Below are 20,271 nucleotides of genomic sequence, written 5' to 3'. Positions count from 1 at the left end.
CGGCGGCTCGGGGGGGGGGGGCGCGGCGGCGGGGGGGGGGCGGGGGCGGGGGGGGGGGGGGGGGGGGGGGGCCGGCCCGCCCCCGCCCCGCCCCCCCCCCCCCCCCCCCCCACGCCCGCCTTCCCTTTGTGCCCCCCTCACCCCGGGGAGACGATGGAGACGACGGGCCGGGGGCGTGCGCGGACGTAGCCGCGAGGAACGGAGGCAGCACCGTCATGCTGGGAGAGAGCAAGGCGTTCAGCGGGTTCTCGGTCGACAGCATCGAGGAGGCCCGCAGGTTCTACGGGGAGACGCTGGGCCTGAAGGTCACCGACGACGAGATGGGCACGCTCGCCCTCCACCTCGGCAGCGGCGCGCAGGTCTTCCTCTACCCCAAGGAGAACCACACACCTGCGAGCTTCACCGTCCTCAACTTCCCGGTGGAGGACATCGACCGGGCCGTCGACGACCTGGTCGCGCGCGGCATCGCCATCCAGCGGTACGAGGGCTTCGACCAGGACGAGAAGGGAATCGCCCGGGACGAGTCGAGCGGGCACGCCATCGCGTGGTTCGAGGACCCTGCGGGCAACGTGCTGTCCGTGCTCACCGGCCCCTGAGACCGGCGCCCCGCCGGTCGCCCCGGCCCCGCTCCGGCCGGTCCGGTCGCCTCGGACCGAGAACCGCCCCGGCTGGTCCGGTCGCCTCGGACGGAGAACCGCCCCGCCCGGCCGCCTCGGACGGAGAACCGCCCCGCCCGGCCGCCTCAGACCGGGGACCGCACCGTCCGGTCCGGTTCCACCGCGTCCGCGGGGCGGACGGTCCGCATCCGGACGTACGCGTACACGGCGCCGGCGAGCGCGAGGTCGGACAGCAGCATGAAGCCGATCGAGTACGAGTCCTTCGCGCTGTAGATCGCGCCCATCACCAGCGGCGGCACGAACCCGCCCAGGCCGCCCGTGGCGCCGACGATGCCCGTCACACTGCCCACCTGGGGCTGCGGGGTCACCTGGGAGACGAGCGCGAAGACGCTGCCGCTGGCGGTGCCGAGGCCGGCCGCCATGCAGAGCAGCGCGATCGTGCCGCCCGGGTTCAGCGGCGGGTCGAAGGCCTGCACGATAGCCAGCAGCGCCACCGCGCCCAGCGCCCCCGCCGTGACCCGCGCGGGGTGGATCCGGTCCGACAGCCAGCCGCCGACCGGCCGGAACACCACGGTCACCAGGGCGAAGCCGGCGGCCTTGGTGCCGGCGTCGGTCGCCGACAGCCCGTACCAGGTCTTGAGGTACGTCGGCAGGTACACGCCGAAGGCGACGATGCCGCCGAAGCCGATCGCGTACAGCGCGGCCAGTTCCCACGTCACCCGCAGCCGCCCGGCCGCGCCCAGCCGCTCTCCGAGGGAGGCGGTCGGCACGGGACGGTCCGGCCGGTCCCGCAGCAGCAGCGCCGCGAGCACGGCGTACCCGGCGAGCGCGACGGCCACCACCGTGAACGGCAGGGCGTAGCCGTGCTCGGCCAGCCGCGGGGTGAAGTACCCCGACAGGGCCACCCCGCCCATGCCCATGCCGAACACGCCGAGCGCGAAGCCGCGCCGGGCGGGCGGGAACCAGGAGTTCACCAGCGGGATCCCGATCGCGAACGTCGTGCCGCCCAGCCCCAGGAAGAACCCCACCACCAGCATCAGCGGATAGCTGTCCCGCACGACGATCAGCAGCAGCACCGGCACGATGGTCAGTGCGGAGACCAGCGGGAACATCAGCCGCGCCCCGTACCGGTCGGTCAGCGCGCCGACCGGGATCCGCCCGAGCGACCCGACCAGCACCGGCACCGCCACGAGCAGCGACTGCTCGAAGGAGCTCAGCCCGAGCCGGTCCTGGTAGTCCCCGGCGAGCGGGGCGACCAGGTCCCAGGCCCAGAAGGTCAGGGTGAAGCCGACCGTGGCCAGGACCAGGTTGCGGTACGCGGCGCCCGACGGCGGCGCTGTCGACGTGGCCTCCATTCCGCCAGTCAAGGCGGCCCGGGCCCGCCGGTCGCGCGGGACTGCGCCGAACGGGCGGTGCGCGGGCAGCCGCCGGCGCACGATGTCCCAGGTCACGCTCCCGGTACGGCTGCCGCCCCTACCTGGGCCGTTGGCAGCCCGATGGCCCGGCGACAGAGACGCGGACTGGGCCAATGGCACACCTGACCGCCTGCCAGTTGAGCCAGACACCTTTCAGGTGTTTATCTGTGCAGTATCCATGTACTTACGGCGCCGCAGCGCCGGACCGGCAACGAGGCCGGACCGGACCGCGGTGCCTTCGTCGTGCCTGCGGCCCCCACCACCCCCGGGAAGCCCAGACGCGGCGTCGAGCACGACAAGGGGGGCGGCCCACCGCCGTGAAGAGGATGTTCGTGGCTCCTGACCCGGGGCACCTGAGGCTGAGGAACTCGTCCCGCGCCGTCATCGGCGTGGGCCTCGCCGTCGCCGTCGCCGAACTGGCCGGCTTCTCGCTCACCGCCTCCATCACCGGAGGCCTGGCGGCCCTGCTCGCCCTCTTCACCGTCACCGACGCCACCGTGCGCGCCCAGGCCTGGACCACCGCGCTCCTGCCGGCCGCCGGCTTCCCCGTCCTGGCCCTGGCGACCACCCTCCACGGGGTCCCGACGGCCCGCGACGCGGCGTTCGTCGCCGTCGTCTTCTGCGGGGTCTACGCCCGCCGCTGGGGGCCGCGCGGCCATGCGCTCGGGATCTTCGCGTTCATGAACTTCTTCATCACGCAGTTCCTGCACGCGGTCCCCGGGCAGCTGCCCGAGCTGTACGCCGCGGTCGGCCTGGCCCTGGCCGCCGCCGCCCTGGTCCGCTTCGTGCTCTGGCCCATCGAGCGCCGCACCCCGCCCGCCGCCGTGCCGCCGCCGCTGCCCGGCCGGGGCCTGGCGCGCACCACGACGCGGCAGGCCTTCCAGGCCACCGCCGCCTGCGCCGTCGCCCTCTCCATCGGCCAGGGCCTCTCCGAGGACCGCTGGTACTGGGCCGTGGGCACCGCCTGGTGGATCTTCGTCAACACCGCCTCGCGCGGCGAGACCCTGGTCCGCGGCTTCCGCCGGGTGCTGGGCACCCTCGTCGGCATCGCCGTCGGCATGCTCGTCGCGATCCCCCTGCACGGCGCCGCCGCACCCACCGTCGTGCTGGTCGCCCTCTGCGTCTTCGGCATCTTCTACACCGCGCCGGTCTCCTACAGCTGGATGATGCTCGCGGTCACGGTGATGGCGGGACTGCTGTACGGCCTGCTCGGCGTCCTCGACCCGGCCCTGCTCGTGCTCCGGCTCTCCGAGACCGCCGTGGGCGCGGCGTGCGCCGCCCTCGCCGTGGTCCTCGTGCTGCCGGTCACCACCCACGCCACCAACGACGCCTGGATCCAGCGCGCGCTGCGCTCCGTCCACGCCGCCACCGCCGAGGCCGCCGCCCGCCTGGCCGGCTCGCCCACCGCCGACCCGGCCCCGCACGCCGCCGAACTGGAGCTGCTGCTCGGCCGGGTGCGGATGTCCCTGGCGCCGCTGGTCCACCCGCTCAGCCCGTACCGCGCCCGCAAGGCCCGGGCGCGCGCCGTGATCGCGCTGCTGGACGAGTGCGCCCGCGAGGTGCGCGGGCTCGCGGCCGTGGCCGCCGACCCGGACGCCGGGCACGACGCCCGGCTGGCCGCCGCCTGCTGGCGCGTCGAGGCCGCGGTTGAGGCGCTCACCGTGCCCGGCGCCGGGTCCGACGCGGCCGACGGCACCGTACGCGAGCACCGCCCGGCGGCTCCCTCGGGCGAGCCGGCGCTGGCCCATCTGCACGGTCTGGAGCGGCTGCTGGCCGAACTCGACGCACCGCTGCGGACTGCGCCCCGCGCGTCGCTCGTGCGTTCCTGACGCCCCCTCACCACGCCCCTTACCACGCCCGCCCCACCCGGCGGGCGTGTTCTGGCATTCCTCTGCGGGTGATCCCTCGAACGGGTGAAGGATATTCACCGATCCGGGCGCGCCGTACGTCACTCTCTGACCTGCGGCATGTACAACGGGTGCTTGTTCACAGCACATTCATCCGGCATGTACAGGGTGGATCTGGCCGGTAAGGGGGTAACCGCCCGGAATGGAAATACTGCAGCTGCGCTCGACGGCCGCTCATGTGTGGACGGCGGCCAAGGAGTTCATCCGGCTCCACCACCGGGAGAACCCGGAGGCCGGTGATCCGTACGACCGGCTCGCCGTGGTGTGGAAGGAGATCGAGGAGAGCGGCACCTACCGCCACACCCCGCAGGAGCTCGTCCACGGTGCCCGCGTCGCCTGGCGGAACAGCAACCGCTGCATAGGCCGCCTCTACTGGAACTCGCTGCGCGTGCGCGACCACCGCGACCTCACCGGCGCCGACGACATCGCCGCCCAGTGCGTGGAGCACCTGAGGGAGGCCACCAACGCCGGCCGGGTGCGGCCCACCATCACCGTCTTCGCGCCGGACACCCCGGACCGGCCCGGTCCGGTCATCTGGAACGAACAGCTCATCCGGTACGCGGGGTACGGCCCCGAGCACGGCATGCAGGGCGACCCGCGCAACCGGGGCTTCACCGAGGGGGTCCGGCGGCTCGGCTGGCCCGGCGGGCCCGGCACCCCGTTCGACGTCCTGCCCCTGGTGGTCCAGGGCTGCGACGACAAGCCCCGGTGGTTCGAACTCCCCCCGGACGCCGTCCTCGAAGTGCCCATCGAGCACCCGGAGGGCGACCACTGGCGGGACCTGGGACTGCGCTGGCACGCGGTCCCCGCGATCTCCAACATGTGCCTGGAGATCGGCGGGGTGCGCTACCCCGCCGCCCCCTTCAACGGCTGGTACATGGGCACCGAGATCGGCGCCCGCAACCTCGGCGACACCGACCGCTACAACCTGCTCCCGACCGTCGCCCGCAGACTGGGGCTGGACACCTCCAGCGACCGCTCCCTGTGGAAGGACCGCGCCCTGGTCGAACTGAACCGGGCCGTGCTGCACTCCTTCGACCGCGACGGGGTGACCATCACCGACCACCACACCGAGTCCCGCCGCTTCCTGACCCACCTCGACCGCGAGGAGCAGAAGGGCCGCACCGTGGGCGCGGACTGGTCCTGGATCGTCCCGCCGATCTCGGGCTCCGCCACCCCCGTCTTCCACCGCACGTACGACACCACCGAGAGCAGCCCCGCCTACGTGCAGAACCCGGGAGCCCAAGCCCGGGCCCAGGGCACCGACTTGGTCTAGACCTTCTGCTACGGTCGGCCGGGACGGGACCCACTGCGACCGGGAAGGGCACCATCGTGAATGAGGACACCGGACAGCGCGGCGCGGCCGGCGGCGGCCGCCGCGCCCACATCGGCTCCTTCACCTCGGCGGGCGGCCGCGGCATCACCACCGCGGCCCTCGACCCGGCGACCGGGGAACTGACCCTCCTCGGCGCGACCGGCGTCCTCGCCGACCCCTCCTACCTCGCGCTCGCCCCCGACGCGCCGGTGCTCTACGCGGTCAGCGAGGGCGAGCACGGTACGGCCGCCGCCTTCGCGCTGGGCGCGGAGGGCCCGTACCCCCTCGGCGACCCGGAGCCGGTCGGCGGAGCCGGACCCACCCACCTCAGCGTCGCCGGACCCTGGCTGCTCACCGCCCACTACACCTCCGGCGGCGTCGGCGCCCTGCGCCGCACCCCCGGCGGCGGCCTCACCGGCCCCCCTGCCGTCCTCGGCCACCAGGGCAGCGGACCCGACCCGGACCGGCAGACCGGCCCCCACGCGCACCAGGTGCTGCCCGACCCCAGCGGCCGCTGGGCGGTCTGCGTCGACCTCGGTACGGACTCCCTGCGCGTCCTCGCGCTCGACCCCGCCGGCGACACGGCCCGCCCGCCCCTCCCGCCCCGCCCGCACGCCGAGACCGCCCTGCGCCCCGGCAGCGGACCCCGGCACCTCGCCTTCCACCCCGGCGGCCGGCACCTGTACGTCCTGAACGAGCTGGCCCCCACCCTGACCGTCTGCCGCTGGGACCCGGAGAAGGGCGCCGCGGAACCCCTCGCCGAGGTCCCGGTCGCCCCCGGGGAGGCCTCCGAGTACGTACGCGGCTACCCCTCCGCCCTCGTCGCGGACCCGGACGGCCGCTTCCTGTGGGCCGCGGTCCGGGGCCACGACGCCATCGCCGTGCTCGCCCTCGACGAGGACGGGGCGGGCGCCGCCCTCACGGCGAGCGTGGACTGCGGCGGGGTGTGGCCGCGCGACCTGGCCCTCGACCCCGTGGGGCGGCGCCTGTACGCGGCGAACGAGCGCTCCGGCGACGTGACCTGGTTCGACGTGGACCCGGAGACCGGCCTGCCGCACCGCGCGGGCAGCGTGGACGTACCGGCGGCCACCTGCGTGGTCTTCGCCTGACCGGGCCCCCGGGGCGGGCCGCCCGGCCGCCGGAGGGCCTGCCGGCCCCGCCGGGCCGGATCCGGAGCTCCAGGGGCCGGGAGCGCCGCAGGGCCCGCCTCCCGGCGCCGGGAGGCGGGCCCTGCGGGCGTTCGGACGGGTCAGCGCACCGGGGCGCCCTGCGCGGGCTGGGCGATGCCCAGCGCCGCGGCGTACTGGGCCACGGCGAGCTTGCCCAGCGCCGGGTAGGCGCCCAGCGGCTCGGCGGTGGCGCAGTCGGCCTCCTTGCACGCGGTGTCCAGCAGGCCCTCGGCGGCCTCCGGGCCGATCAGGTACGGGGCCAGCGCCAGCTGCACCGAGCCGGAACTCCGCAGCTGGTCGGCGACCGAGGCCACCGAACCCTCCTGGTCCAGGGCGGCCGCCATGACCGGCACCGCGAGACGGGCGGCCAGCAGCATGCCGGTGATCCCGGCGGCCTGCACGGCCTCCTCGCCGCCGACGGTGCCCAGGATGATGCCGTCGGCCGCCGTGGCCACGGTGAACAGCCGGGCGCGGTCGGCGCGGGCCAGACCCGCCTCCGACAGGCGCACGTGCAGGGCCTCGGCCAGCAGCGGGTGCGGGCCGAGCACGTCGGCCAGCTCGGCCGACGCGGAGCTGTCCATCAGCGCCTGGCGGATCCGGCGCAGCAGCGCGCTGTCCGGGCCCGCCAGCAGCGGGACCACCACGGAGGACGGGCCGTCCTGCTTCGGCACCTCCTGGCCGGCGGCACGGGCGAACTCGGCCCGCGCCTCGCGCTCGGCCTCGACCGCGCCCAGCACGGCCTGCAGGGTCGGGAACTCGGAACCCTCGGCGTCATCGCCGTCGAGGTAGCCGATGCGGGCGTCGAGGCCGGGCAGCTCCGAGCGGGCGATGCTGAGGGTCTCCTCCGCCAGGGACCGCGTCGCGGCCGAGGGGACGCCGGGCACGGCGAGCACCAGCGACGGCGCACCCTCGGGCGCCACCGCGGGCTCGGGACGACGGTGACGTCCGGTCTGGCGGGGTCGCGGCATTCGTACGGGCAGGCCACCAGGCCCAGTGGGGGAGCTCATGCGGCCGCATGCTACTGGTTTTCCCGGACTTGCTGTTCGGGAGGGTCCCAGTCGGGCGGCATCTGTCCGTATTTATCTGCTGAAGGTACAATCGCCCGCGTCCGGGGCCGTCCCGTGCGGCCAGTAGAGTGATCGCTCGTGGCAGCACAACCGTTGAACGAACTCGTCGAGCAGGGGTGGGCGGACGCGCTGAGCCCCGTGGCCGGGCGGATCGCGGCGATGGGCGACTTCCTGCGCTCCGAGGTCGCCGCCGGACGCACGTACCTCCCGGCCGGCCCCAACATCCTGCGGGCCTTCCAGCAGCCCTTCCACGACGTGCGCGTCCTCATCGTGGGACAGGACCCCTACCCGACCCCCGGCCACGCCATCGGGCACAGCTTCGCGGTCGCGCCCGACGTGCGGAGGCTGCCGGGCAGCCTGGAGAACATCTTCCGGGAACTCCACACCGACCTCGGCCTGCCCAGACCCTCGAACGGCGACCTCACGCCCTGGACCCGCCAGGGCGTGCTGCTGCTGAACAGGGCCCTCACCACCGCGCCCCGCCAGCCCGGCGCCCACCGCGGCAAGGGCTGGGAAGAGGTGACGGAACAGGCCATCCGCGCCCTGGTCGCCCGCGGCACCCCCATGGTGTCCGTGCTCTGGGGCCGCGACGCCCGCAACCTCCGGCCCCACCTCGGCGACCTCCCGGCCATCGAGTCGGCCCACCCGTCGCCCATGTCCGCGGACCGCGGCTTCTTCGGCTCCCGCCCCTTCAGCCGCACCAACGACCTCCTGACCCGCCAGGGCGCCCAGCCGGTCGACTGGACCCTCCCGTAGCGGATTCCCCGAACCCCCGGATTCCCCGGATTCCCCGGATTCCCCGGATTCCGCGGATTCCCCGGGCTCCCCTCGCGGGTGTCCGGGCTCAGGGTTCGAGCACTGCCGCGCGGACGCAGAGGACGTCCGGGAGGTGGGAGGCGAGGAGGCGCCAGGTGTCGCCGTCGTCGGCCGAGGCGTACAACTCGCCGTTCCTGTTGCCGAAGTAGACGCCCGCGGGGTCCGCGTCGTCCGTGCAGAGCGCGTCGCGCAGCACCGTGCCGTAGTGGTCCCCGTCCGGCAGGCCGGCCGAGAGCGGCTCCCAGGTGGCCCCCGCGTCCGTGGTGCGGAAGACCCGGCAGCGGTGGCCGGCCGGGACGCGGTCCGCGTCCGCGTTCAGCGGGAAGACGTACGCCGTGTCCGCGCGGTGCGGATGGGCGGCGACGGCGAAGCCGAAGTCCGAGGGCAGCCCGCCGCCGATGTCCGTCCAGTTCGCCCCCGCGTCGTCGCTGCGGTACACGCCCCAGTGGTTCTGGAGGTAGAGGCGGTCGGGGTCCGCGGCGTCCCGGTCGATCTTGTGGACGCACTGGCCGAACTCCGGGTTCGGGTCCGGCAGGAAGACCGCGGAGATCCCGGTGTTGGACGGGTCCCAGCTCCGGCCGCCGTCCCGCGACCGGAACACCCCGGCCGTCGAGACCGCCACCGTCAGCGCGCCCGGGTCGCGCGAGTCGGGCAGCACCGTGTGCAGGCCCTCGCCACCGCCGCCCGGCACCCACTTCGACCGCGTCGGGTGCTCCCACAGGGAGCGGACCAGCTCGAAGCTCTCGCCGCCGTCCTCGGAGCGGAACAGCGCGGCCGGCTCCGTGCCCGCGTACACCACCCCCGGCTCGGCCGGACCGGCCGGGCGCAGCTGCCAGACCCGCTCCAGGGAGGCCCCGGTGTCCTTCGGGAACCGCACGGCCGGCCGGGCCGGTTCGCTCCAGGTGGCGCCCAGGTCGTCGGAGTGGAACACCGACGGGCCCCAGTGCGAGCTGTCCCCGCCCACCAGCAGCCGCGGCACCGCACCGCGCCGGTCGACGGCCACGGAGTACACCGCCTCGGCGTTGAAGTGCGGCCCCGTGAACTCCCAGCGGTCCTTCCTCCTGCGGCCGAGGAAGAGGCCCTTCCTCGTGCCCACGGCGAGCAGTACGTCGGTCATGCCCGACACCTCCGGACGTGCGGTCTCCGGTCCCGCGGCTCGGGCCCGGCCCCTGCCCACTCTGCACCCGCCCACTGACAACGGCCCCCCGACACGGCGGTACGCACCCCGGGCCCCCTGCACGAGCCTTCCGCCCCCGGTTCGGCCCCGGCGCAGGCCCCGCCGCCCCCGGCGCGGCCCCGTCCCTTCGCCCCCGACGCCCCCCGCGTGCACCCCCGTCACCAGTTGGGGTAAACGCGCCCCCCTCCCAACCCCCCGTCTCCTAGGCTGAGTCGGGCCAGCATCCGCCGCGAGGAGTGTGATGACAGCCCAGCACGACGATCTGATCGGCCGCCTCGAACAGGGTCCCTGCTTCCTCTTCCTGGGGCAGAAGTACCTCCTCCTGGAGAGCGGGGTCGACCCACTCGCCGGACCGGTCTCCAGAGCCGCCGGCGGCGGCACGGAGGCCGAGGACCTCTACACCTCCCTCCTCCGCGTGCCGGCGCCGCGCCGCCAGAAGGTGCTGGCCGAACTCGCCCGCTCCGCCGCCACCCTCGCCGAGCCGGCCTGGCTCAAGGTCGTCGCCGACCTGCCCTGGAACGGCGTGTTCAGCACCGCCATCGACTCCCTCTTCGTCCGGGCGCTGCGCAACGAGTCGCGCACCGTCCAGCCGGTGGTGTCCTCGCAGTTCCGCCCGGCCGCGCCGCGCAGCCGCACCCACGTCCAGGCCGTCCTGCTGTTCGGCGGCGCCGACCAGCCGCCGGAGAGCCAGCCGCCCACCAACCGGATCGAGCTCGGTGCCCGCCGCTCCGAGGCCCGGTCCCTCGCCCAGCGCCTGCCCGACGAGCTGATCACCCCGCGCGGCGTGCTGATCATCGAGGCGTGGAGCACCGACGACTGGTTCGGCCCCGAGGACCTCTACGGCATGCTCAGCCGCCTCGGCCAGGGCCAGGCGCACCTGTTCTCCGCCACCGAGATCGAGCTGGAGGACGAGTACGTCGCGGCCGCCGTCGAGTCCGGCGTACTCGTCCCGCACGAGGAGGACTTCGCCAGCTACGTCCAGGAGGCCAAGGAACGCGGGGCCCTCTCGGACCGGCTGCGCTTCGACTCCGGCGGCCACCAGCTGGAGCTGATCTCCGAGCAGGGCGTCGGCCTCCACGAGGTCCCCCGCGACATCTGGAACGCCGTCTCCTCCTTCGGCCAGCCCATCGACGCCGACCTGCTCACCCCGCCCGCCAGCCAGTCCCCGGAACTGCGCTACGCCCGCTTCCGCGAGTTCCTCGGCGCCAGCGAGTCCTCCTCCATCTGGTCCGCCGTCGCCGCCGGGCTGCCCTTCCGCCGCGACTACGAGGGCGAGCTGCGCAAACGCGTCGACGGCGCCCTGTCCGGCCGCGGCCTGCTGGAGCGCCCGCTGCTGCTCGTCGGCCAGACCGGCACGGGCAAGACCATCGCGCTCGCCTCGCTCGCGTACGCCATCGGCAAGCAGAAGCAGCACGCCGTCCTGCACATCCCGCGCCGGGCCAACCGCCCCTCGTACGACGCCATCGACCCGTTCTGCGAGTGGGCGGAGCGGATCACCAACGCCAGCACCCTCATCGTCTGGGACGGCATGGTCGACGCGGACGAGTACTTCCGGCTGGCCAAGTACCTCGACTCGCGCGGCCGCCGTGCCGTCGTCGTCGGCAGCTGCTACAGCACCGCCGAGGACGACGACCTCCAGCACAAGGCGAAGGCCCAGGCCAGGAAGCGCGCCGCCAAGGCCCCCGCGCAGCGGCGCCGGGTGAGCAAGTCCGACGACAAGCGGCACATCGTCCGGGCCCCCGCCGTCCTGGAGGACAAGGAGGAGATGGTCCGCTTCACGGCGCACCTGGGCTCCCTCGGGATCATCATCCCGGCCGCCGACTGGTCCGTGATCCAGAAGGACCGGACCTTCCTCTCCGCGCTCTACCGCCTGCTCCCGGAGACCCGGGGCCCGGTCAGCGGGGGACTGGTGCTGGAGCTGAGGCACGCCGAGAGCGCCCTCGCCGCCGAGGTCCGCACCTCGGGCGAGTACGTGCCGCCGACCGCGATGGCCGCCGCACTCCACAAGGCCGGCCTGGTGGACAACCTGGAGGAGACCCTGCGCGAAATGGGGGAGGACGGCGAGGGCGCCTCGTACCGGGGCCCCTACGAGCGGCTGGTCAACATCGTCCTCGTGGTCTCCCGGCACGGCCAGGCCATCCCGCTGGAGCTGGCCCTGCGCGTGGTCGGCCGCGACGGCGTGCGCAACCTGCCGCAGCTCCTCGGCAAGATCGACCTGATCCGCTGGCTGGAGGACCGCAACGGCAACTACGCGCTGTCCGCCCGCAACGAACTCGAGGCCGAGATCCTCGTCAAGGCGGAGCGGACCAGCGACGAGTCGGAGATCGAGGCCATCGCCGAGGCCCTCGCCGAAGTGCGCCCCGACTCGACCACGGGCGGCGGCAGCGAAGTGCAGTTCGCCGTCGACCTGCTGAACCGGATAGGCCCGCAGGGGGAGCAGGAGGAGCGCTACGCCCCCCACTTCCTCCGCATCGCCGACGCCTTCGCCCGGGCCAACGGCGCCGCCATCGTGGCCAACCCGAGGCTGGCGCTGCTGGAGACCAACCTGTGCCGCGAGTGGGTCAAGTACGCGCAGACCAAGAAGATCGCCGACGCGGAGAAGCGCACCGACGTGCTGCGCCGCGCCGAGGACGTGGTCGAGAACGCGCTGGCCGGCGGGCCGTTCTCCAGCCGCTCCGGCGTACGCGCCAACCTGATGGTGGAACAGGCCAGCGTGGTCGGCGCGCAGATCTACGAGCTGCTGCGCAGCGGCCCGGACGGCAAGGCGCCCGACCCCATGCCGGTCGAGCGGATGCGGGCGCTGCTCAAGCGCGTCCTGCGCATCACCTCCGAGTCGATGGGCATCTCGGCCGACAAGTACTACCCGGTCGACGTGGTCTGCTGGGTGACGCTGGAGATCGTCAAGCGGGAGGCCCTGCCGCCTCGGGAGCTGGACGAGCTGCTGGCCGAGTGCCTCTCCCGGCTGCTGCTCATCGAGGTGGGCGACCTGAGTCCGAAGCAGGAGGCCAAGTACAACGCCCGCTTCTCCGACATCGCCGCCGTCGCCAACGAGGAGCGCATCGCCGACGAGAAGCTCCGCGAACTGGCCGAGCACGACGAGCCCCTCGCCGCCTACCTCTACGCCCTGCGGGTCAGCGGCCTGGTCCGCAACGACCCCGACCCGGACGGCATCCTGGTGGCCTTCGCCCACCTCCAGTCCAAGGCCGGGACCATCGACGACCGCCGCTGCCTGCGGCTGCTGGTGGACCTCTTCTGGATGGCCAAGACGGGCCACCGCTTCATGGAGGGCGAGCGCCTGACGCTCCCGCTGGGCCGTCAGGACTGGCACGAGTGCCTGGAGCTGGCCGGCAAGCTCCAGGCCCTGGACGACCTCTCCAACCTGCGGGTGGAGTTCATGCGGGCCCTGGCCCACTTCCACCTGGGGCAGCTGGGCTCCGCGTTCGACGCCTTCCGCAAGGCCGAGCGCCAGTCGCACCAGTTCCGCCGCCGCATCGTGACCATGTACGTGGCCAGCGACACCGAGGGCCACCCCCGCAGGTTCCACCCCACGGTCCGCCGGGTGGACCCGGACCAGCGCAAGGGCATGTGCTGGGTCGAGGAGCTGGCCCGCGAGATCCCCTTCCAGCCGCACGACTTCGGGATCGCGGAACCGGCCCGGGGGCTGGCCCTGCCGGAGGCCTTCGTCACGTTCAACCTGCGCGGCGCGATACTGGAACCCGCCCGGCGGCCGCACTACAAGCTCCCGCCGCACCTGGTCTCCGGACTCATCCCGGGGCCCGCGTCCGAGCCCGATCCCGGCAGGCCGGCAGGGGGCTCCCGCGCCCCCGGTACGCCGTTCCCGCACCCGGAAAAGGGGTAGCCGCGTGGCCACCGAGCCGGCGAAGGCCGAGGCCCCGGTCGCGATGGTGTCCCGGCTCGACCTGCGCGGTCAGGAGCTCCAGAACCTGTGCCAGGCGCTGACGGCCCTGCCCGTCGGCGACCCGGTGACCGCGCCGCGGCCCGTCCTCGACGACGCCCAGCACGGGTTCCTCACCTCGACGATCTGGCTCAGCTCCTGGCTGCACGAGGCGTGGGCGGTCAGCTTCACGTTCCTGCTGGACCAGGCGAACCGGGTGGGGGTGGGCGTCGAGGCGGCCCAGGTGTTCCAGTCGGACCTGCAGAAGCTGCGGACCCGCTTCTCGCACAACCTGGACCCGGCGGTGCCCCGGGACCGCGAGATCCAGGAGGACTGCTACGCCTGGTTCCGGCGGGCCTGCGGCTCCCGGGTGCCCAGCGGGGCCGACTGGACCCTGTGCCTGGAGACGCTGCTGGAGGCGGCCGTCGCGTACCTGGGCGTGGCCATCGGGATCGCCCGGGCCATCGAGCAGGACGTGGACGCCGAGGCGCTCCTCGAACACTGGAAGACCAGGCTCGGCCGGTCCGGCGTCCTGATCGACTACCGGCAGCACCTGGAGCGGGCCGCCGGAGACCTGGGCGTGAAGAACCTGGAACTCAGGGAGGTACGGGAGCGCCACCGCCCCCGCTGGGACCGCACCCTGTCCGTCGCCTCGGCGCGGTCGGACATCGAGACGGTGACGCAGCGGCACATGGAGCACGCCCTGCTGGCCGAGACGGGCCGCGTCCTGCCCGTCACCGCGAGCCAGGTGATGGCCAAGCTGGAGCTGAAGCCGGGCGAGCGGGTGGCCGCCGCCCTCCGGCTGGGGCAGGTGCTGTACGCGCTCAACCCCGACCAGGACAGGACCGCCCTGCTCGACGCCATCGTCCGGCACTGGAGCCGTATGGAACCGGACGACTGACCCGGCCCTCGGCCGCCCCCGCTGGGGGCGGCCGACGGCCGGGACGTTCAGGCACGTGCGTACTGACCCGGCGTACGGATCTCCGCCCCCAGCTCACGGGCGGCCCGGCGCGCCCAGTACGGGTCGCGCAGCAGCTCACGGCCGAGCAGCACGGCGTCGGCCTCCCCGTTGGCGACGATCTTCTCGGCCTGTGCCGGGTCGGTGATCAGGCCGACGGCGGCCACCGGCAGCCCGGTCTCGGCGCGCACCCGGGTCGCGAAGGGCACCTGGTAGCCCGGCGCCACCGGGATCCGCACGCCGGCCGCGTTGCCACCGGTGGAGACGTCGAGCAGGTCCACGCCGTGCTCCTTGAGCAGCGCGGCGAAGCGGACCGTGTCGTCGCCGGTCCAGCCGCCCTCCTCCAGCCAGTCGGTGGCCGAGATCCGGAACAGCACCGGCAGGTCCTCGGGCCACTCGGCACGGACCGCGTCCACGACCTCCAGGGCGAAGCGCACCCGGTTCTCGAAGGAGCCGCCGTACCCGTCGGTGCGGTGGTTGCCGTGGGGCGAGAGGAACTCGCCGATGAGGTAGCCGTGCGCACCGTGCACCTCGACGGCCTTGAAGCCCGCGGCCAGCGCCCGCCGCGCCGCGGCGCCGAACTGCCCGACGACCTCCCGGATCTCATCGGCCGTCAGTTCGTGGGGCACGGGGTGCCCCTCGGCGAAGGCCACCGGGCTCGGCCCGCTCGGCTGCCAGCCGTGCGCCTCCGGCCCGACCGGCGCCCCGCCCTTCCAGGGCCGCTCGGTCGAAGCCTTCCGCCCGGCGTGGGCGAGCTGGACGCCGGGGATCCCACCGTGTTCGGTGACGAACCCGGTGATCCTGCGCAGCGCCTCGACCTGGGTGTCGTTCCAGATGCCGAGGTCGTACGGGGAGATGCGGCCCTCGGGGGAGACGGCGGTGGCCTCCTGGATCACCAGGGCGGTGCCACCAGTGGCGCGGGCGGCGTAGTGGGTGAAGTGCCAGTCGGTCGCGACTCCCGCGAGCGGCCCCTCGGGCGCGGCCGAGTACTGGCACATGGGTGCCATCCAGACGCGGTGGGGAAAGGTCAGGGACCGCAGGGTGAGGGGCTCGAACAAGGCACTCATGAGGCAGCTCCGTTTCACGCGACTGGTACGTGGATCACCGTACTACGAGGATCGTCGTAGTACGAAGCTGACCGTACTACGGCGCTCGTCGGACTACCAGCCCCGTGATGTCCCTAACTACGACGGTTCTCGTACCATTGGATTCGTGACCGAGACCGAGACCGAGACCGAGACGACCCCCGGCCGCGCCCTGGCCCACCCCGAACGGGCGGCGATCCGCCTCGACGCGGTCCTGCACGCCCTGTCCGACCCGATGCGGCTGCTCGTGGTCCGCAAACTGGCCGAGGCGAACGACGAACTCGCCTGCTCCGCCTTCGAACTGCCCGTCACGAAATCGACGAGTACCCACCACTTCCGCGTCCTCCGCGAGAGCGGCGTGATCTGCCAGCAGTACCGGGGCACCGCCAAGCTGAACACCCTGCGCGAGGACGACCTGGACGCCCTCTTCCCGGGTCTGCTGGGCACGGTTCTGCAGGCCGCCGAGGCCGAGGCGACCCGACTGGGCAGCTGACTCGACTCCCGGCGCGCGTCGGGCGCAGCCCTGCTCGGCCCCGGACGGCGGTGTGGGCGGGCGGAGCTGCGCCGAGGGCTCGGAGCCGTACCTCCGGGGCCAGGCGCTTCGGGTGCCGGCCGGGTCTGGGGCCGTCCGCCGACCGAGGGTTTCCGGGCCGGGGCACCCTGTCAAGGGCGCTCCGCTGCGCTCCGCGTCGCTGCGCGATGACCCTCCGGGTCACCCTTGACAGGGCACCCCGGCCCGGAAGGCAAAGACCTCGGCGGACACCCCCAGGAAGGGCGCCCAGGGGGATGCCATGCCCACACCAGTACCGGCTGAGCGGTCCGGCACGAGGGTGCGGGCACGCCCAGCCCCGGTACCGGGTGCGATTCCCCGCACTGAGGCGAGAGGCCCGCCCCACGGGGCGGACGCGTCAGCGTCCGTAGGGCCGCTGCTCGTCTCGGCGGCTCCCGGGCCGCCTGGGGCCTGACATGAGCCGCCACAGATCGCTACGTGCTTCGGCCGTCTCGGCGGCTCCCAGGTCGTCTGTGCCGTTTCATGGGCCGTCCAGGATCGCTACGCGCTCCGGCCGTCCCGGCGGCTCCCGGGCCGTCTGTGCCCCTTCGTGAGCCGGTATCGGCCCTCAGTGGCCTTCGGCGGCCCCCAGCAACCCTCCCCAGTCGGGGATCTTCACCGACCTGCGTCCCAGCGAGCGCCCCAGTTCCTCCTCCGCCCGCTCGATCGCCAGCCACCCGCGCCACTCCACGGGCCGCAGGCCGGCCGTGCGCAGCGCGTCCACCGGGTCGTCGGTGACGTCCCGCGCCGCCAGCACCGCCGCATCGGCGAGCAGTGAACCCGCCGTCTCCTTGGCGCAGGGCCGGTTGGTGCCGATCACCCCGGTCGGCCCGCGCTTGATCCAGCCGGCCACGTACTCGCCCGGCGACGGCGCCCCCTCCCGCAGCACCCGTCCCGCCGCGTGCGGCACCGTTCCGGTTCGGGCGTCGAAGGGCAGCCCGGGCAGCTCCCGCCCCAGGTAGCCGACCGACCGCAGCACCAGCTGGGCCTCGATGTCCTCGTACGCACCGGTGCCCCGCACCCCGCCACGCCCGTCGGGCAGCGTCCGCTCGAAACGCACCCCCGCCACGCGCCCGTCGGGCCCGGCCAGCACCTCCACCGGCCGCAGGTAGAACCGGAGGGCGATCCGCCGTGACCCACCCGGGCCCGGCACGCCGTCCAGGGCCCACCCCCGCAGCACCTCCACGTTCCGGCGGTTCGCCGGGGGCAGCCCACCGGGGGCGGCGTAGTCCGGGTCCAGCGCCAGCTCCGCCGCGTCGACCACCGTGTCCACCCCGGGCAGCGTGCCCAGCTCCCGCAGCTCCTTGGTGGTGAACTTCCCCTGCGAGGGCCCCCGGCGGGCCACCATCGCCACCTCGCGCACCCCGCTCCGCGCCAGCGCGCCGAGCGCAGGCTGGGGGATGTCCGTGGGCCGCAGCTCCGCCTCGCCCCGGGCGAGGATCCGCGTCACGTCCACCGCGACGTTGCCCGCCCCGATCACCACCGCCGACCGCACCGCCCCCAGCCCGAACCCGTCGTCGGCCGCATCGGGATGAGCGCTGTACCAGGAGACGAAGTCGGTCGCCGCGTACGAACCCGGCAGCTCCTCGCCGGGGATCTCCAGGTGCCGGTCCCGGGCCGCGCCGACGCAGTACACCACCGCGTGGTACATCCCCAGCAGCCGCTCGGGGGACAGCCCCGGGCCCCCGACCTCGACGTTCCCGAGGAAGCGGATCCGCTCGTCCTCCAGCACCGTGCGCAGGCTGCCCTGCAGGGACTTGATCTTCTCGTGGTCGGGGGCCACCCCGTACCTGACCAGTCCGTACGGGCAGGGCAGCCGGTCCAGTACGTCGACCCGGACGTCCGGCACGTCCCGCTGCTGTACGAGCGTTTGTGCCGTGTAGACCCCGCTCGGGCCCGAACCGACGACAGCGACACGAAGCACGGCGGCGCTCCTTCCCGCAGGGTGTCTTCAGCATGCCACCGGGCAACCGACGCGTCAGCCCATGGCCCGCATCCGATTGATCTCGGCACTCTGCTGGGCGATCACTTCCGTCGCCATCTCCTCGACCGTCACGTTGTTCCCGCCCTGGAGGGCCTCGCCGGCCATGGTGAGCGCACCGCTGTGGTGCGCGATCATCAGCTCCAGGAACCGCCGGTCGAAGTCGGCCCCGCGCGCCGCCCGCAGCCCGGCGAGCTGCTCGGGCGTGGCCATGCCGGGCATGCCCCCGTGGTCGTGGTGGCCCCCGGCGGGCCGTCCGGCCGGGTGGGCGGCCAGCCACCCCTGCATCGCACCGATCTCGGGCTGCTGCGCGGCGGAGATCCGCTCCGCGAGCCGCTTGACGCCGGGTGCGGAGGCGCGTTCCGGCGCCAGCGCGCTCATCACCAGGGCCTGCCGGTGGTGCACGATCATCCCCTGGACGTAGGCGAAGTCGGCCGCGTTGGGGGAGTCGTCGGGCCGGGCCTTCGCCGCCTCCTCGGCCGTCAGCCTCCGGTTCGGCTCGCCCGGCTTCCCCGGGGCCACGACCACCGCTCCGGCGTCCTTCCCCTCGGCCTGCCCGCCCCCGCCGCCCGCGTCACAAGCGGTCAGGGCCAGCGCCAGCACCGCCGCCGCGAGGCCGAGGCGGAGATGAGGGTGGATCAGCACAGCTTCCTCCTGGGGGAGTTGGCATCGGTACAGTCCTGGGCCGGTCGTGCGTCACTCGTGCATCACTCGTGTAAACGCTGTCATGCGCCATCTGTTGCCATGGGCATGATAAGGAACATACTGCCGGGGTCCATGTTCCGTTCCCATCTCTGCAACAGCGGATTCCAGGGAGGAAGCAGTGACCTCGTTGCACCTCGACCGACCGAGGCGCAGACGGCTGGGTGTGGCCGCAGCGGCGGCCGGACTCCTGGCCACGTTCCTGGTGGCCGGCCCCGCGGCCGCCACCCCCGACCCCGGGGACGCGCCGGCCAAGGAGCCGGTCTCCCAGAAGGCCGCGGCCGCGGCCCGCGCCGCCATCGCGAGCGGGGAGATACCCGGCCAGGACGAGATCGTCCACAGCGACAACGTCGAGCACCTCGTCAACCTGCCCAAGGACCAGCTCAAGGGCACCAACAGCGACCTGGCCTTCCAGGGCAAGTACGCGTACGCCGGCAACTACGACGGCTTCGTGATCTACGACGTCAGCCGGCCGCACGCGCCCAAGGTCGTCAGCCAGGTGCTCTGCCCCGGCGGCCAGAACGACATCTCGGTCCAGGGCGACCTGCTCTTCCTCTCCACGGACTCCTCCCGCAGCGACGACTCCTGCAACAGCGTCTCGCAGCCCGCGTCGGAGAAGTCCTCGTGGGAGGGCATCAAGATCTTCGACATCAAGGACAAGAAGAACCCCAGGTACATCAAGTCCGTCGAGACCAACTGCGGCTCGCACACGCACACCCTGGTGCCCACCGGCCGCGACATCTACGTCTACGTCTCCTCGTACTCGCCGAACGAGGCCTTCCCGGACTGCCAGCCCCCGCACGACGGCATCTCCGTGATCAAGGTTCCCAAGCTGGCGCCCACCCAGGCCGCCGTCGTGGCCTTCCCGGTGCTCTTCCCGGACGGCGGCAACCCGGGCGCGCCCACCAACCCGGGCGTCTCCAAGACCACCGGCTGCCACGACATCACCGTGCTGCCCTCGAAGAAGCTCGCCGCCGGCGCCTGCATGGGTGACGGCATCCTCTTCGACATCAGCAGGCCCGAGCAGCCGAAGGTGATCGACCGGGTCCAGGACAACGTCAACTTCGCGTTCTGGCACTCCGCCACCTTCAACGAGCGCGCCGACAAGGTCGTCTTCACCGACGAGCTGGGCGGCGGCGTCGGCGCCACCTGCAACGCGGCCACCGGGCCCAACCGCGGCGCCGACGGCATCTACGACATCACCGGCAAGGGCGACGCCCGCAAGCTGGTCTTCCGCAGCTACTTCAAGATCGCCCGCCACCAGGCGGACACCGAGAACTGCGTCGCCCACAACGGCTCGCTGATCCCGGTGCCCGGCCGCGACATCATGGTCCAGGCCTGGTACCAGGGCGGCGTCTCCATCTGGGACTTCACCGACTCCGCGAACCCGCGCGAGATCGGCTTCTTCGAGCGCGGGCCCCTCTCCACCAACGCCATCACCACCGGCGGCTCCTGGTCCGCGTACTACTACAACGGCCACATCTACTCGAACGACATCGCCAAGGGCTTCGACGTCCTGAAGATCAACGACGAGCTCACCGAGCCCGCCGCCGACATCTGGCTGGACCGCCTCAACGTCCAGACCCAGCCGCAGTACCAGTACTGACGCCGACGCGA

The 20,271-nt window shown here is 73.5% G+C and carries 15 protein-coding genes; 9 read left to right on the top strand and 6 right to left on the bottom strand.

Annotation, left to right across the window (positions count from 1 at the left end):
* The first annotated feature begins 215 nt into the window (after positions 1-215).
* Positions 216-596 carry a VOC family protein gene (locus ACIQUQ_RS15750; RefSeq protein ID WP_403975827.1) on the top strand — a complete coding sequence of 127 codons (381 nt, stop codon included), beginning with the start codon at positions 216-218 and terminating at the stop codon, positions 594-596.
* Positions 597-742: 146 nt separating this feature from the next.
* Here ACIQUQ_RS15750 and ACIQUQ_RS15745 read toward each other — a convergent pair whose 3' ends face one another.
* Positions 743-1,972: a nitrate/nitrite transporter gene (locus ACIQUQ_RS15745; RefSeq protein WP_403975824.1), complete on the bottom strand. Its 1,230-nt coding sequence runs from the start codon at positions 1,970-1,972 to the stop codon at positions 743-745.
* Positions 1,973-2,358: 386 nt separating this feature from the next.
* Here ACIQUQ_RS15745 and ACIQUQ_RS15740 point away from each other — a divergent pair, with 386 nt between their 5' ends.
* From ACIQUQ_RS15740 to ACIQUQ_RS15730, 3 genes are all read left to right on the top strand, one after another.
* Positions 2,359-3,861, top strand: a complete 1,503-nt coding sequence (locus ACIQUQ_RS15740; protein ID WP_403976275.1) for an FUSC family protein — start codon at positions 2,359-2,361, stop codon at positions 3,859-3,861.
* Between the two features lie 220 nt (positions 3,862-4,081).
* Entirely contained in the window at positions 4,082-5,215 is a 1,134-nt protein-coding gene (locus ACIQUQ_RS15735) for a nitric oxide synthase oxygenase (protein ID WP_399948198.1), read from the top strand.
* Positions 5,216-5,271: 56 nt separating this feature from the next.
* On the top strand, positions 5,272-6,363 hold the full coding sequence (locus ACIQUQ_RS15730) for a lactonase family protein (protein ID WP_403975820.1): 1,092 nt from the start codon (positions 5,272-5,274) through the stop codon (positions 6,361-6,363).
* Between the two features lie 140 nt (positions 6,364-6,503).
* On the opposite strand, the gene ACIQUQ_RS15725 is transcribed toward ACIQUQ_RS15730, so the two are convergent.
* Positions 6,504-7,430 (bottom strand): sirohydrochlorin chelatase, encoded by a 927-nt coding sequence (locus ACIQUQ_RS15725; RefSeq protein ID WP_403975818.1) that lies wholly within the window; start codon positions 7,428-7,430, stop codon positions 6,504-6,506.
* Between the two features lie 138 nt (positions 7,431-7,568).
* On the opposite strand from ACIQUQ_RS15725, the gene ACIQUQ_RS15720 reads away from it, so the two are divergent.
* Positions 7,569-8,246 carry a uracil-DNA glycosylase gene (locus ACIQUQ_RS15720; RefSeq protein ID WP_403975815.1) on the top strand — a complete coding sequence of 226 codons (678 nt, stop codon included), beginning with the start codon at positions 7,569-7,571 and terminating at the stop codon, positions 8,244-8,246.
* Between the two features lie 88 nt (positions 8,247-8,334).
* On the opposite strand, the gene ACIQUQ_RS15715 is transcribed toward ACIQUQ_RS15720, so the two are convergent.
* Entirely contained in the window at positions 8,335-9,423 is a 1,089-nt protein-coding gene (locus ACIQUQ_RS15715) for a WD40/YVTN/BNR-like repeat-containing protein (protein ID WP_403975813.1), read from the bottom strand.
* Positions 9,424-9,724: 301 nt separating this feature from the next.
* Here ACIQUQ_RS15715 and ACIQUQ_RS15710 point away from each other — a divergent pair, with 301 nt between their 5' ends.
* On the top strand, positions 9,725-13,342 hold the full coding sequence (locus ACIQUQ_RS15710) for a hypothetical protein (protein ID WP_403975811.1): 3,618 nt from the start codon (positions 9,725-9,727) through the stop codon (positions 13,340-13,342).
* Positions 13,343-13,346: 4 nt separating this feature from the next.
* Complete coding sequence (locus ACIQUQ_RS15705; protein ID WP_403975809.1) at positions 13,347-14,279, top strand: hypothetical protein; 933 nt, start codon at positions 13,347-13,349, stop codon at positions 14,277-14,279.
* A 47-nt stretch (positions 14,280-14,326) separates the two neighbouring features.
* On the opposite strand, the gene ACIQUQ_RS15700 is transcribed toward ACIQUQ_RS15705, so the two are convergent.
* Positions 14,327-15,403 carry an NADH:flavin oxidoreductase/NADH oxidase gene (locus ACIQUQ_RS15700; RefSeq protein ID WP_403975807.1) on the bottom strand — a complete coding sequence of 359 codons (1,077 nt, stop codon included), beginning with the start codon at positions 15,401-15,403 and terminating at the stop codon, positions 14,327-14,329.
* A gap of 145 nt (positions 15,404-15,548) precedes the next feature.
* Between ACIQUQ_RS15700 and ACIQUQ_RS15695 the strand changes: the two genes are divergently transcribed.
* On the top strand, positions 15,549-15,914 hold the full coding sequence (locus tag ACIQUQ_RS15695; RefSeq protein WP_403975804.1) for an ArsR/SmtB family transcription factor: 366 nt from the start codon (positions 15,549-15,551) through the stop codon (positions 15,912-15,914).
* Between the two features lie 625 nt (positions 15,915-16,539).
* Here ACIQUQ_RS15695 and ACIQUQ_RS15690 read toward each other — a convergent pair.
* Together ACIQUQ_RS15690 and ACIQUQ_RS15685 are read right to left on the bottom strand one after the other, a co-directional pair.
* Positions 16,540-17,895 (bottom strand): FAD-dependent oxidoreductase, encoded by a 1,356-nt coding sequence (locus ACIQUQ_RS15690; RefSeq protein ID WP_403975800.1) that lies wholly within the window; start codon positions 17,893-17,895, stop codon positions 16,540-16,542.
* A gap of 54 nt (positions 17,896-17,949) precedes the next feature.
* The gene (locus ACIQUQ_RS15685; RefSeq protein WP_403975798.1) at positions 17,950-18,597 is read right to left on the bottom strand and encodes a DUF305 domain-containing protein; all 648 of its coding nucleotides are present in this window, start codon (positions 18,595-18,597) and stop codon (positions 17,950-17,952) included.
* 178 nt (positions 18,598-18,775) lie between these two features.
* On the opposite strand from ACIQUQ_RS15685, the gene ACIQUQ_RS15680 reads away from it, so the two are divergent.
* Positions 18,776-20,260 carry an LVIVD repeat-containing protein gene (locus tag ACIQUQ_RS15680; protein ID WP_403975796.1) on the top strand — a complete coding sequence of 495 codons (1,485 nt, stop codon included), beginning with the start codon at positions 18,776-18,778 and terminating at the stop codon, positions 20,258-20,260.
* The last annotated feature ends 11 nt before the right edge of the window (positions 20,261-20,271 follow it).

Source organism: Streptomyces sp. NPDC101118, from assembly GCF_044759445.1.
Lineage (GTDB): Bacteria > Actinomycetota > Actinomycetes > Streptomycetales > Streptomycetaceae > Streptomyces.
Note: the sequence above shows the minus strand (reverse complement) of the source record. Positions and strands in the feature narration are given on the sequence as shown.

What these genes read in the sequence shown, in the direction of transcription:
- ACIQUQ_RS15750 (WP_403975827.1), top strand. Translation starts at nt 216, where the DNA reads ATGCTGGGAGAGAGCAAGGCGTTCAGCGGGTTCTCGGTCGACAGCATC.
- ACIQUQ_RS15700 (WP_403975807.1), bottom strand. Translation starts at nt 15,403, where the DNA reads ATGAGTGCCTTGTTCGAGCCCCTCACCCTGCGGTCCCTGACCTTTCCC.
- ACIQUQ_RS15740 (WP_403976275.1), top strand. Translation starts at nt 2,359, where the DNA reads ATGTTCGTGGCTCCTGACCCGGGGCACCTGAGGCTGAGGAACTCGTCC.
- ACIQUQ_RS15725 (WP_403975818.1), bottom strand. Translation starts at nt 7,430, where the DNA reads ATGAGCTCCCCCACTGGGCCTGGTGGCCTGCCCGTACGAATGCCGCGA.
- ACIQUQ_RS15710 (WP_403975811.1), top strand. Translation starts at nt 9,725, where the DNA reads ATGACAGCCCAGCACGACGATCTGATCGGCCGCCTCGAACAGGGTCCC.
- ACIQUQ_RS15735 (WP_399948198.1), top strand. Translation starts at nt 4,082, where the DNA reads ATGGAAATACTGCAGCTGCGCTCGACGGCCGCTCATGTGTGGACGGCG.
- ACIQUQ_RS15715 (WP_403975813.1), bottom strand. Translation starts at nt 9,423, where the DNA reads ATGACCGACGTACTGCTCGCCGTGGGCACGAGGAAGGGCCTCTTCCTC.
- ACIQUQ_RS15745 (WP_403975824.1), bottom strand. Translation starts at nt 1,972, where the DNA reads ATGGAGGCCACGTCGACAGCGCCGCCGTCGGGCGCCGCGTACCGCAAC.